Consider the following 13,334-nt stretch of genomic DNA (forward strand, 5'->3'; position numbering starts at 1 on the left):
GCGCCCGAGCCGCTGGGCAACGAACAGGTGCTGCGGCGGGTGGTGCCGCTGGTCGAGGCGCTGCGGGTGCCAACGGACGGGCCCCTCGGGGAGGCGGGCACGGCCCTTTCGTGTGTCCGGACGAGCAGGTCTACTCCTCGTCCTCGTCCTCGTCGTCGAGCCGGGCCAGCCAGGTGGCCAGCCGCTCGACCGGCACCTCGAAGTCGGGGTTGAGGTCGACGAAGGCGCGCAGCTGCTCGGCGAGCCACTCGAAGGTGACCTCCTCCTCGCCGCGCCGCTTCTCCAGCTCCTCGATCCCGCGATCGGTGAAGTACACAACAGGCTCCGTGTCGAGAGGGGGGTGATTCCCGGCCAGGATAATCCGCCGCTCCCGGGGGCCTCCCGCCCGGCTGCCGGCGGCGCTAGCCTGAATCGTTTCAACGCGCTTGGACCGGGTCGGGGTGGGGTCGAGGGGGCGGGGGCGGATGGCCGAGGAATGGGTCAGTGTCGAGCTGGACGGCAGGTCCGTGCTGATGCGGGTCACCGGCGCCGAGCAGCTGCCGGCGGTCCCCGGGCAGGGCAAGTACTCCGACACCGGCAAGGTCGCCGACCGGATGGCCCGGGGCGTGGACGGACTCGACGACCTGATCCGGGGCGTGGCGGGCGCGATGCGCCGGGCCACCGCCGCGCTGGAACCGCAGCAGGTCAGCGTCTCCTTCGGGATCGAGCTGGCCGCCAAACCGGGCAAGGTGATCTCCCTGCTCGCCGAGGCCGAGGGCAAGGCCGCCCTGACCGTCACCCTGACCTGGCAGAACGACAAGGAGCAGGGCGAGGGGGCGCAGGGGTGACGCCCGGGGGCACGGGCGGCCCCGCGCGCGCCTTCGAGATCCTCGAGCCCCTCGTCGTGGCCGCCACCGTACGCGTCCACGCCCCGCCGGACGGGTATACGGACCCCGGGACCCTCGACACCTGGGGCAGCGGCTTCTTCATCGCCCCCGGCTGGGTCCTCACCTGCGCGCACGTGGTCGGCGAAGGGGGTGGCGGAGCCGTGCGGACCGTCGGCCGGGAGCTCGGCATCACCTTCTCCTCCGGGGACGACGGCGCCCTGGGCACCGTGGCCGGCCGGGTGGAGTGCGTGCTGCCCGAGTCCGCCGGGGAGGCGCGGCCGGCCGGTCTGTGGCCCGCCCCGGACCTGGCCCTGGTACGCGTCCTCGACCCGGTCTCGCACGCCTGCGTGTGGCTCACCGACCGGCCCCGGGTGCCCCGCTTCGCCGAGGTCGCGTACGTCGGCATCACCGACGACTTCGGCCCCCCGGAGGTCACTGCCCGCACCACCCGGCTCCGCGGGGACCTCGGCGGCCATGCGATGGTCCGGCTCGGGGCCGAGGACGAGGTCGAGCCCGGCATGTCCGGGGGCCCGGTGGTCGACCTGCTGCGCGGCGAGGTGGTCGGCGTGGTCAAGGCCCGGCGGAACGCCGGCGGCGGCGGGCTCGCCGTCTCCGTCACCCAGCTGCGCACCCTGCCGCCGGCCGCCAAGACCGGCCTGTACCGGCGGGTGCTGCGCGGGCACGACCGCCACCACTACGACCAGCACCAGAGCGACCAGAACACCCGGCCGACCTGGACCGACGCGCACACCCGGCTCCAGGCCGAGGGGCCGGCCGCCGGCGGCCAGCGGCTCACCGCCGCCGAGCGCACCACCCTGACCGGGCTGCTGGCCGAGCTGCCGCCGCCCGCCTCCTCGCAGGCCGTCCAGCGGCTGGTCGCCGATGTGCTCGGCGAGGACTGGACCGGCCTCGGGATGGCCCCGCTCACCTGGCGCGACGGCCTGGGGATGCTCTACGACCCGCCCGGCGACGGCAGCGAGGGCGCCGCGATGCTCCGGTACGCCACCGACGTGGCGGTGGCCGAGCACCGCGAGCAGCCCGCCCCGGGCGCCGACGAGGACCTGTGGGACTGGATCCGCGCCACCGCCGCCGGCGGCCGCTTCTGGCGCGGCCTGCGCAAGGAGCTCGGCGACCGGTACGAGGCCGGCCAGCGGGCCCGGGAGCTGCGCCGCCGCACCCCGGCCGGCGGGGTGGAGCTGCCGCCCGGCGCGGGCGCGGTGCCGGCCGGGCCCTCGGTGCTGCTGGAGGTCTGGGCGCACGCCTGGGAGGAGGAGGTCTACGACTGGCGGGTCTGCGTCCTGCTCGGGCCCGAACACCTGGCACCCGTGGACTCGGGGGTCCGGGCCACCGTCACCACCCTCCCCGAGGCGGTCCGGGCCGCGCTCGCGGAGGCCTTCCGGCGCTGCGACACCGCCGACGCGGCCGCGTTGCTGGAGGCCGTCGTGGCGCCGGAGCTGTGCACCCTGCCGGTGGACGCCTGGACGGTCTCGGGGGGCGTGCCGATGGGCGTGCAGCGGCCGGTGGTGCTCAGGTTCCCGGGCGGGCCGGCCTCGCCGGAGGAGTTCCGCCGGCGGGCCGCCCGCTGGGCCCGGGTGATGGCCGGCCCGGTGCAGGACCTCCGCGCCGACTGCCGGGGCGGCCGCCCGCGCACCCCGCCCTACGGATGGCTGGCCGGCGCCCCCGACCAGACCGTGCCGGTGCACTGCCGGCTGGGCTCGCTGCACACCGTCCAGCGGGCCGGGTACGGCGTGCTGCTCTGCCGGCGCCCGGCGGCGGGCGGGGCGTCCTGCGCGCCCTTCCACCGCGGGACCCGGGAGGAACTGGCCGAGGCGGTGCGGGGGGACGCGCTGCCGCTGCGGGTACAGGCGCTGCGGATCCGGATGCACGGGCGGGACCCGGACGCCTACTGGGCGTCGGGGGTGGGCCTGGTCTGGGACGACCCGTCCCGGCCGCTGCCGGACGCGGAGCCGTTGCAGGGGGATCTGTGAGGGGCGGCGCGGGAGTGGACGGGGCGCGGGACCGGGACGAGTGGGAGGCGGCGGCATGAACGACGAATGGCTCATCTACCGCGGGGTCGGGGAGCCCCACGACGGCATCGCCGGGCTCCCCGACCCGCCGCCCTGGCGGGACTTCGACGGCGGGCCGGTGGTCGAGGCGGGGGCCGGGGAGCAGGACGGCGCGACCACCCGCAGGCTCGGCGCCCACCGGCACGCCGCCGAACTGCACCGCCCCGAGCCCGACGAGCTCGAGGCCATCAACGCCGCCCTCTACCTGCGCCGCCCGCTGCTGGTCACCGGCCACCCCGGCACCGGCAAGTCCACCCTGGCGCACGCGGTCGCCCACGAGCTCGGACTGGGCCGGGTGCTGCGCTGGCCGGTGGTCTCCCGGACCGTGCTCCAGGAGGGCCTGTACCGCTACGACGCCATCGCCCGGCTCCAGGACGTCCAGCTCGCCGCCGGCAGCGGCGCGGCGGCCGGGGCGCCCGGGATCGGCAAGTACGTCCGGCTCGGCCCGCTGGGCACCGCACTGCTGCCCACCGAGCGGCCCCGGGTGCTGCTCATCGACGAGCTCGACAAGAGCGACATCGACCTGCCCAACGACCTCCTGAACGTCCTGGAGGAGGGCGAGTTCGCGCTGCCCGAGCTGGAGCGGGTGGCCGACCTGGAGCCCGAGGTGCAGGTGCTGACGGACGACGGCGCGAAGGTGACGGTCCGCGACGGGCGGGTCCGCTGCCGGGCCTTCCCCTTCATCATCCTCACCAGCAACGGCGAACGCGACTTCCCCGCCGCCCTGTTGCGCCGCTGCATCCAGCTCAAGCTCGGACCGCCCGGCGAGAAGCGGCTGGCCACCATGGTCGCCGCCCACCTCGGCGAGGAGGCGGCGCGGGCCGGCGCCGACCTGATCCGGGAGTTCCTGAGCCGCTCGCAGACCGAACTGGTCGCCGCCGACCAGCTCCTGAACGCCATCTACCTCACCCACCACGCCGCCCCGCCCACCCGCGAGGACCTGGCCGACCTGCTCATCCAGCGCCTCGACCGCTCCCGGTGAGAGCCCGATGACCGCGTCCCCCGCACCCGGCCCGGAGCCCGCCCCCGAACTCCGCACCCTCGTCGGGCTGCTGCGCGGCGGCGGGCTCGACCCCTCCGCCGAGGAGCTGGCCGACGCGCTCTGGCTGGCCGCCCGCACCGGGCCCGGCCCGCGGGGGCGGCCCGCGGCGCCGCCCCGGCCGACCGGTGCGGAGGAGGCGGAGCCCGGGCCCGGCGCCGCCCCGCCCGCCCCGCCGCCGGCCCCCGCCGCGCCGCCCGCGCCGGAGCCCTCGTACGGCATCCACCCGCCCGGCGCCCCGGGCGGACCGGACGCCCCCGACGGGCCGCCGCCCGGGCGCGCGCTGCCCGTCCGGGTGCCGGCCGCCGCCGCGCTGCCGCGGATCCTGGAGGTCCAGCGGGCGCTGCGGGCCCTCCAGCGGCGCCGGCCGCCCGCACCCCCGGTCCGGCAGGTGCTGGACGAGGCCGCCACCGCGGAGGCCAGTGCCCGCGCGCTGGGCCTGGTCATCCCCGTCATGCGGCCCGAGCGCCGTCGCGAGACCACCCTGCGGCTGGTGCTCGACGCCTCGCCGTCGATGGCGGTCTGGCGGGACCTCTTCGACGAACTGCGCGCGGTCTGCGAGCGGCTGGGCGCCTTCCGGGACGTCCAGGTGCACCACCTGCACCGGCTGCCGGACGGCGGCGCCGCCCTGGGCCGGGGCCCGTCGGCCCAGACCGCCCTGCACTCCGCCGACCAGCTGCGCGACCCCACCGGCCGGGGGCTGACGATGGTGGTCAGCGACTGCGCGGGACCGGTCTGGCGGGAGGGCCGGGCGCAGCGGCTGCTGCACCGGTGGACCCAGTGCACGCCCTCCGTGATCGTCCAGCCGCTGCCGCAGCGGCTGTGGAGCCGGACCTGGCTGCCCACCGAGCGGGGCGTGCTGGCCCGCACCGAGGACCCGGCCGGACCGCTGCGCTTCACCCCCGACCGGCCGGCCCGCCCCCGGGAGGCGGGCGCCGGGCTGGCCATCCCCGTGCTGCCGCCCAGCGCGCCCGCCCTGGGCGCCTGGGCGCGGCTGTTGGCCGGGCTGGGCGACCGGGCGGTGCCGGCCGAGGTGGGCCGGGTGCTGGCCGACCACCCGGCGGTGCCGCTGCCGCCGCCCCGGGCCGCCCGGCCGCCGCGCGAACTGGTCCGCCGGTTCCGCTCCTCGGCCGCCCCGCGGGCCGTGCAGCTCGCCGTCTACCTGGCCGCCACCCCGCTGAACCTGCCGGTGATGCGGCTGGTCCAGCGCACGATGCTGCCCGGCTCGGAGCCCTCCGACCTCGCCGAGGTGCTGCTCAGCGGGCTGCTGCGGCGCAGCGGCCCGGTCCCGGGGGAGTGGTACGAGTTCGTCGAGGGCGTCCAGGACGTCCTGCTGGGACCGCTGGGCCGGGACGAGGCCGCGCTGGTCCTCAAGCACTGTTCGGAGTACGTCGTCCAGCACTTCGGCCCGGGCGTGCGGAACTTCCCGGCCATCGCGGTGGCCCAGCTCACCGGCGCCGAGCTGCCCGGGACCGGGTCGCAGGCGCCCGTCCGGCTGCCCGCCGCCCGGCTGCCGGGCGCCTTCGCCCAGGTCTCCGCGCGGGTGGTGCGGCGGTACCTGCCCGCGCCGGAGACCGAGCCGGGGCCGGGCCCCGAGACCGGTCCGCCGCGGCCCGGGCCCGGCCGGGACCCGCTGGTCGCCGCCGCCCGGGCCCGGCTCGCCGCCTTCGACCGGGACGGCCAGCAGCACGCGCTGTACGAGGCGGTGACGCTGCTGCGCCGGGCCGGCGCGGCCCCGCCGGGGCCCGAACAGGACCCGGGCGAGGCCGAGTACGAGCTGGCCCGGGCGCTGCTGCGGCTGTGGCGGCTGCAACGGGACCCGGAGCTGCTGGCGGAGGCCGAGCGGGCGGCGCGCGGGGTGGCCCACCTGCCCGGCATGGTGCGGGCCCGGGCGGTGCTCGGCCGGGTGCTGTACGAGCGGGCCGCCGACCCGGCGCTGGCGGCCGCGCCGGGGGCGGCGGCCGAGCTGCTGGCCGCGGCGGACCGGGAGTTCGCCGTGGTGGGGGCGGTGCCCGGGGTGGCGCCGGAGCTGCGGCTGGACTGCGTGGTGCGCCGGGCCCGGACGCTGACCCGGCTGGCCGGGCTGCGCGGGGACCCGGCGCCGCTGGCCGAGGCGCTGGCGGCCCTGGAGGAGTACGAGGCGGCCGGGCCGGTGCCCGGGCACCGGCTGGACCTGGCCGTGGGCCGGGTCCTGCTGGCGCTGGCGGCCCGCGAGCCGGACCCGGCGGCCCGCACCGGGCCGGCCCGCCGCGCCGCCGCCCGGCTGGCCGCGGGCCTGGCCGGCCTGCCGCCGGGCGACCGGGACGGCCGGCCGCGGGCGCGCGCCCGGGCGCGGCTGGACCTGGCCGAGGCGCTGCGGTACCTGCCGGACCGGCTGGACGAGGCCCCCGGCCAGCTCGACGCGGCGGTGGCGGAGGCGGCCGGGGACCCCGAGCTGCGGCTGGCCGCGCTGCTCTGCCTGGCCCGGGTGCACCGGGCGCGGTACGCGCGCGACGGCGACCCGGCCGCGCTGGAGGCGGCGGCCGAGGCCTACGGCCGGGCCCGCCGGCTGGTCTCCCGGGACGCCCGGGTGTACGGCGAACTCCTCCCGGAATGGGGGGAGGTGCTGCTGGAGCGGGCCCGGGCCGCGGACGGCCGGCGGTTCGCCTCGGCCGCGGTCAAGGTGCTGCGGGAGAGCCGGGCTGCGGTCCCGCAGTCCGACGACCGCGCCGGCCCCCGGCTGCGCCGGCTGGCCGCGGGGCTCCGGCTGCGGCACGGCTACGAGGCCGACCTGGTCGACCTGCGCGAGGCCGAGTACCTGCTGGAACTGGCGGCCCGGCACAGCCGCGGCCCGCTGGAGCAGGCCCGGGCCTGGCGCGAGCACGGCGACGTCCAGCAGGAGATCCACGCCCACACCAAGACCCCGGACCGGCTGGAGCGGGCCGCGGACTCCTACCGCCGGGCCTGGCGCGCGGCGCTGGCCGCGGACCGCGCGGAGCGTCAGGGCACGGCGCTGGAACTGGCCGCCCGGGTACAGGAGTTGCGGGGCGGGGTGCTGGAGCGGCTGGAGCGGCCGCGGGCCGCGCTGGAGGCCTACCGGGACGCCCTGGAGCTGTGGCAGCGGCTCGGCCCGGAGGCGGCGGACGGCCCGGCGGACGGCGCCGGGGCCCGGCGGGCGGCGGTCCGTGCGCGGGTGCGTGCCCTCGGTGGCTCCCTCTGAGCGCCGTTTCCGGTGGCCGGGGCCGGGGAAAAGGGAGTGGACCGTGTGCGCGGGGGGTCGCCGGACGGCGGCCGGAGGAGCACAGGAGGGGGATGAGTGAGCGATGGTGACGAGCGATCGGGAGACGGCCGCGCGGCCGTGCCGGGGGCTGCTGCCGGACCTGTCCGGGCTGGAGCTGACCGCGCTGCGCGGGATCGACCACGCGGTCCTGGCGGAGGTGATCGAGGCGCTGGTGGACCGGGTCACCCACCCCGCCGACGTCTTGAACAACTACGACCAGAAGGCGTCGTAATGGGCCGTTCGTTGACCGCTTTCCGCCGTTAGCCGTTCGCATCCGCCGGGCAGGGATGGAACGTCCGCAGGGAGGAACAGCCGATGAGGCCCAGGACCAGCCAGGAGGGTGCCCCCGGCGTGCACCGCCGCCACGCCCCCTGGCCCTACGCCCGCCTCGACGTCCCCGCCCTGCGCGCCGCCGGCCACCGCCCCAGCCCGCTGCGGCAGTTCGTCCTCAAGACGCACAGCCGCTGCAACCTCGCCTGCACCTACTGCTACGTGTACGCGATGGCCGACCAGAGCTGGCGGACCCGCCCCGCGCGGATGTCCCGGACCACCACCGATTTGGCCGCCCGGCGGATCGCCGAACACGCCGGGGCGCACCGCCTGACCCGGATCGACCTGGTCCTGCACGGCGGCGAACCCCTGCTCGCCCCGGCCGCCTCGGTCGCCGCCCCCGTGCGGCGGATCCGGGCCGCCCTGGACCCGGCCACCGAGGTCACCGCCACCGTGCAGACCAACGCCACCCTGCTCACCCCGCGCCGGCTGGACGCCCTGGCCGCCGCCGGCATCACCGTCGGCGTCAGCCTCGACGGCGGGCTGCCCGCCCACAACACCCGCCGGGTGGACCACACCGGCCGCCCCTCCTTCGCCGCCACCGCCCGGGGCCTGGCCCTGCTGGCCGCGCGGCCCGAGAGCTACGCCGGAGTGCTCTGCGTGGTCGACCTCGCCCAGGACCCCGTCGAGACCTACCGCTCGCTGCTGGCCTTCGCGCCGCCCTCGGTCGGCCTGCTGCTGCCGCTGGCCAACTGGTCCACCCCGCCACCGGGTGCCCGGCCCGGTGCCACCCCGTACGGCGACTGGCTGGTCCGGGTCTTCGACCAGTGGTGGGGCGAGCCCGCGCGGCGCACCCGCATCCGGCTCTTCGAGGAGGTCATCGCGCTGCTGCTGGGACTGCCCGGGGCCAGCGAGGCGCTGGGGACCGACCCGGTCGCCACCGCCGTCGTCGAGACCGACGGCAGCCTGGAGCAGGCCGATTCCCTCAAGTCCGCCTACGAAGGGGCCGCCGCGACCGGCATGCACCTGGCCACCCACAGCTTCGACGAACTCCTCGACCACCCCGGGATGGTGGCCCGCCAGCTCGGCCCGGCCGCCCTGGCCGACGACTGCCGCGCCTGCGAACTGCTCGCCGTCTGCGGCGGCGGACTCTATGCGCACCGGTACCGGGCGGGGGAGGGGTTCCGGGAGCCCTCCGTGTACTGCGCCGACCTCCAGGTCTTGATACGGCACATCGCGGGGGCTTTGCACGCTGCCGTGGGCGGGGCCGGGGCGGCCGTCCGCGGTGTGCGGGGCCCCTCGCCGCTTGACGGGGGCGGCCCGCAGGCCCTGCGGCAGGCCCACCCCGGGGACAACCGGGCTTCGCCCGTCGCCTGCGGCGATCCCCGGCCCGGGCCTGCCTCCGGACCAGCCTGCCACCCCCGTCAAGCGGCTCCCCCGCACACCGCGGACGGCCTCGGTCTGCGTACGGACGTTCAGGGGGTGGTCTCGTGACCGGGGGGCCCGGGCCGTTGATCGCGGCTCCCGACGTGTTGCGGGCGCTGGCCAGTACCGAGCCCAGTGCGGAGGGTGCGCGGCTGCTGGGGGAGGTGCGTCGCAGCAAGCGGCTCCTGTTGTTGCGTGCCATCCTCGACGCGGCTCCCGGTACCGAGTCCGCCGAGCACTGGGCGCTGCTCGAAGAGGCCGAGCGGCAGGATCCCGCCGCCGTGCGGGACGTGCTGCACTACCCGGCCACCGGCGTCTGGGCCGAGGAGACCCTGCGCCGGCTGCACGCCCCCGGCGGCCGGGCGCCCGCCCCCGACCTCGGGCACCTCGGCGCCCTCGCGGCCGCCGCCGCGCTCCGGGCCGGGATCTCCTTCAAGTCCGTGCTGCGCCCGGTGCAGGGCCGCCTGGTACTGCCCACGCTCGGGCTGCTGCGGCCGGCCCGGCCGGGCCCGGTCACCCTCACCGAGGGCGCCTGGGACCCGGCCGACCCCGCGGCCCTGCCGCTGCACGCGCTGCCCGGCGGGCACACCGCACTCGACGACCTCGATCCGTACCGGGCCACCGCCGGGCCGCCCGCCCAGCTGCGGCCGGCCCGCCGGCTCACCCCGCGCGGCCACCGCCGCTGGGACGCCCAGTGGTCCGCCGCGCTCACCCTGCTCGACCGGTACGACCCGGCCCGTGCCGGGGAGGCCGCCGGGCTGCTGCGCTCGATCGTGCCGCTGGCCGGGGCCTGCCGGTCCACCGGCGCCACCCAGCCCGCCGCCCCCGGCTCGGTGCTCGTCCGGGTGCAGTCCCCGCCCGCCCTCGCCGCCACCCTGGTCCACGAGATCCAGCACGGCAAACTCGCCGTCCTCGGCGACCTCCTCGCCCTGCACACCGCCGACCGCACGCCCCGGCACTGGGCTCCCTGGCGCAGTGACCCGCGCCCGTTCGAGGGACTTCTGCACGGCACCTACGCCCACCTGGCGCTGGCCCGGTACTGGCAGCGGGCCGCCCTCTACGGTGCCCGCGCCGCCTGGGCCGCGCACGCCCGCTACCGCGCACAGGTGGCCGCGGTCCTGCCGGCCCTCCAGGAGTCCCGCCAACTCACCCCGGCCGGACGCGAGTTCACCGCCGCCATGGCCGAGGCCGAGCGGGCCATGGACGAGCTGCCACCGCCCGGCGGCCAGTACGCCACCGCCCGCGCCGCCCTGGACCGCGAGCGGCGCGCCTGGCTGGCCGCACACCCCCAACTCGCGCCGGTCACGCCGGGTTGACCGATCGTGACCTGCGGTATCTTTCCCCCCGTTGCACCCCGCTGATCGAGCCTCCCCCCGTCCACGCCCCGCATCCCAGGGAGACGGCCGCATGACCGGTAGCCGACAGGACCGCGAAGGCGCTGCCCAGCACTTCGTCATCAGCTTCGCGGGCTTCAACCGCCCCTGGGCCGCGTGGATCGCCCACCGCCTGGAGGAACACGGCCACCGCGCCACCCTCCAGCGCTGGGACCCGCAGAGCGGGCTGGACATCCTCGAAGCCCTCGACGACCTCGCCCTGGCCAGCGGCAAGGTCATCCTGGTCCTCAGCGAGCGGTACTTCTCCGGCGCCGCCCGCACCGAGGAGGAGTGGAACCACGCCCTGCGGACCGTCACCGGCCGGCATCCCGGCCGGTTCGCCGCCGTCAGCCTCACCGACCTCCCCATGCCGGTCGGCACCGCCGCCCTCGAACACGTCGAGCTCTGGGGCCTGGACGCCTACGAGGCCGAGTACCGGGTGCTGCGCCGGCTCGGCCTGCCCACCGACCGGATCGGCGCCGAGACCGGCCGCCGGGGCCCCCGCTTCCCCAACGACCCGCCCGAGGTCTGGGGCCGGGTACCGCGCCGCAACCCCCGCTTCACCGGCCGCAACGACGTCATCGGCACGCTCCGCGAAGCCCTCACCGAGGCCCCGCCCGGCGCCTCCACCGTCACGCTCCTCGGCCTCTCCGGCGTCGGCAAGACGCAGGTCGCCACCGAGTACGCCTACCGCTTCGCCTCCGAGTACGACGTCGTCTGGTGGGTGCCCGCCGAGGACCGGCCCACCCTGCGCGAGCGGCTGGCCGACCTGGCCACCGCCCTCGGCCTGCCACTGGGCACCGGCAGTTACGGCGAGCAGATCCGCGCCACCCTCGAAGCGCTGCGCCGGGGCACCCCGTACGGCCGCTGGCTGCTGGTCTTCGACGGCTGCGACAACCCCGACGACCTCACCGACCTGCTGCCCTCCGGCTCCGGCGACGTGATCATCACCTCCCGCAACCGCGAATGGGCCGCCCGGCACACCAACCTGGTCGAGGTCCCCCTCTACGCCCGCCCCGAGTCGATCACCTTCATCCGGCGCCGGGCCACCCGGCTCAGCGCCGCCGAGGCCGACCAGCTCGCCGAGGCCCTGGAGGACTACCCGCTCGCCCTCGACCAGACCGCCGGCTGGCTCGCCGCCTCCCCGATCACCGTCGGCCAGTACCTCTCGCTGCTGCGCCGCCGGCTCGACTCCCACGAGGCCGTCACCGTCTCCGACGACTACCCGCTGCCCTTCCCCACCGCGCTGGCGATACTGCTCAACAACGTCCGGGAGAACTACCCCGACGCCCTGGCCCTGCTGCGGCTGTTCGTCTTCTTCGCCCCCGGCCCGGTGCCGCTGCGGCTGCTGCGCGAGTTCCCCGCCGACGACGTCCCCGAACAGCTCGCCGGCCTCATCAACGACCAGATCCGGTGGAACGCCGCGCTCAACAAGCTCGTGCAGTTCTCCGTGGTCCGCCTCGAGTACTCCGACCTGCCGGTCGAGGACGGCGGCGGCGGGCTGGAGACCGTCCAGCTGCACCGCATGGTCCACAACATCGTCCGCGACAACCTCGGCGAGGAGGAGGCCGTCCCGCTGGCCCGGGCGGTCCGCCAGGTGCTGGCCGCCGCCGACCCCGGCCGGCCCTCCGACTCCCGCCGCTGGCCGCGCTACGCCGAGCTGATCCCGCACCTGGAACCGGCCGGGGTGATCACCAGCACCAACCCGCGGATCCAGAACTTCCTGCTGCACTGCCTGCGCTACCTGATGCTCAGCGGCGAGTACCGCACCTGCCTGCGCCTGTCCGAGCAGGCCGACGCCGCCTGGCGGGCCATGCTCGGCGAGGACCACGAGCAGGTCCACGAACTGAGCTACCACTACGGCGGCGCCCTGCGGATGCTCGGCCACTTCAAGAAGGCCGAGGCGCTGAGCCGCACCCGGGTCGAACGCCTCACCGCCGAGCGCGGCGAGCGGGACCTGGAGACCCTGCGCGCGCTCAGCTCGCACGGCGGGGTGATGCTGCGGATCGCCAAGTTCGAGCACGCCCGGGAACTCTTCGAGCAGATCCTCGACGCCTACCGCGAACTGCTCGGCGAGGACGACTCGACCACCCTCAACGAACAGAACAACCTCGCCGCCTCGCTGCGCCTGCTCGGCCGCTACCAGGAGGCCTACGACCTCGACCTGGACACCCTGCGCCGCCGCGAACGCGTCCTGAAGGTCCGGCACATCGCCACCCTCAGCTCCGGCATCGCCTGCGCCATGAACCTGCGCCTGATGGGCCGCTACCGCGAGGCCCTGACCCGCCAGGAACAGGGCCTGCGGCTCAACAGCCAGGTGCTGGGCGCCAACCACCCGCAGACCCTGCGCGCCGAGCACAACCTGGGCCTGTGCCTGCGGCGCTCCGGCGACATCCCCGGCGCCGGCGCCCGCCTCAAGGGCGCCCTGGAGCGCTCCACCCGGGTCTTCGGCGCCGACTACCCCTGGACCCTGATGGTCGCCTCCGACTACGCCACCTACCTGCGCGAGTACGGGGACATCGAGGAGGCCCGGCAGATCTCCGAGGACGTGGTCCGCGGCTACCAGGGCCAACTGGGCCTGGCCCACCCGTACAGCATCGGCACGGTCGGCAACCTGGGCCTGGTCCTGCGCGCGCAGGGCGAGCGCGAGGAGGCCCTGAGCCTGTGCGAGCAGGCCCTGGTCGGGATGCGCGGGGCGGTCGGCGAGCGGCACCCCTGGACGCTGGGCTGCGCCCTCAACGCCGCCGGCTGCCGCAACATCACCGGCCACCTCGACGACGCCGCCGACCTCAGCCGCGACACCCTGCGGACCGCCGAGTCCGTCCTCGGCGGCGAGCACCCGATGGTGCTCAGCGCCCAGATCTCCCTCGCCGCGGACCTGCGGCTGCTGGGGCGGATGGAGGAGGCCGGCAAGCACGAGGACGACGCCCTGCGGATGCTCACCCGGACCCCACGGTCGGCCAGACCACTCCGAAGACCACGCCCATCCCCACGCCCGCGAAGGCGCTCAGGATCGGCACCAGCCGGCGTCCGCTG

At 77.0% G+C, this 13,334-nt stretch carries 9 protein-coding genes; 8 read left to right on the forward strand and 1 reads right to left on the reverse strand.

Going from position 1 to position 13,334, the window contains the following annotated elements; all coding sequences use genetic code 11:
- Positions 1–130: 130 nt before the first annotated feature.
- On the reverse strand, positions 131–316 hold the full coding sequence (locus AB0O40_RS35810) for a DUF6104 family protein (RefSeq protein ID WP_365050094.1): 186 nt from the start codon (positions 314–316) through the stop codon (positions 131–133).
- 148 nt (positions 317–464) lie between these two features.
- On the opposite strand from AB0O40_RS35810, the gene AB0O40_RS35815 reads away from it, so the two are divergent.
- From AB0O40_RS35815 to fxsT, 8 genes are all read left to right on the forward strand, one after another.
- Complete coding sequence (locus tag AB0O40_RS35815; protein ID WP_365050096.1) at positions 465–827, forward strand: CU044_2847 family protein; 363 nt, start codon at positions 465–467, stop codon at positions 825–827.
- Positions 824–2,854: a trypsin-like peptidase domain-containing protein gene (locus AB0O40_RS35820; protein ID WP_365050098.1), complete on the forward strand. Its 2,031-nt coding sequence runs from the start codon at positions 824–826 to the stop codon at positions 2,852–2,854. The genes AB0O40_RS35815 and AB0O40_RS35820 overlap by 4 nt, the downstream gene beginning before the upstream one ends.
- A 55-nt stretch (positions 2,855–2,909) precedes the next feature.
- Positions 2,910–3,914 carry a MoxR family ATPase gene (locus tag AB0O40_RS35825; protein ID WP_365050100.1) on the forward strand — a complete coding sequence of 335 codons (1,005 nt, stop codon included), beginning with the start codon at positions 2,910–2,912 and terminating at the stop codon, positions 3,912–3,914.
- Between the two features lie 7 nt (positions 3,915–3,921).
- Entirely contained in the window at positions 3,922–7,170 is a 3,249-nt protein-coding gene (locus tag AB0O40_RS35830; protein ID WP_365050102.1) for an SAV_2336 N-terminal domain-related protein, read from the forward strand.
- Between the two features lie 103 nt (positions 7,171–7,273).
- Positions 7,274–7,462 carry a hypothetical protein gene (locus AB0O40_RS35835; RefSeq protein WP_365050104.1) on the forward strand — a complete coding sequence of 63 codons (189 nt, stop codon included), beginning with the start codon at positions 7,274–7,276 and terminating at the stop codon, positions 7,460–7,462.
- A gap of 83 nt (positions 7,463–7,545) precedes the next feature.
- Positions 7,546–8,994 (forward strand): FxsB family cyclophane-forming radical SAM/SPASM peptide maturase, encoded by a 1,449-nt coding sequence (locus AB0O40_RS35840; RefSeq protein ID WP_365050106.1) that lies wholly within the window; start codon positions 7,546–7,548, stop codon positions 8,992–8,994.
- A complete protein-coding gene (locus tag AB0O40_RS35845; RefSeq protein ID WP_365050108.1) occupies positions 8,991–10,241 on the forward strand; it encodes an HEXXH motif-containing putative peptide modification protein in 1,251 nt (416 codons plus the stop codon). Before AB0O40_RS35840 ends, AB0O40_RS35845 begins: the two co-directional genes overlap by 4 nt.
- Before the next feature lie 91 nt (positions 10,242–10,332).
- The coding region (gene fxsT, locus AB0O40_RS35850; protein WP_365050110.1) for an FxSxx-COOH system tetratricopeptide repeat protein at positions 10,333–13,334 on the forward strand (3,002 nt) is incomplete at its 3' end.

The sequence above is a fragment of the Streptomyces sp. NPDC089919 genome (genome assembly GCF_040684615.1).
GTDB lineage: Bacteria > Actinomycetota > Actinomycetes > Streptomycetales > Streptomycetaceae > Streptomyces.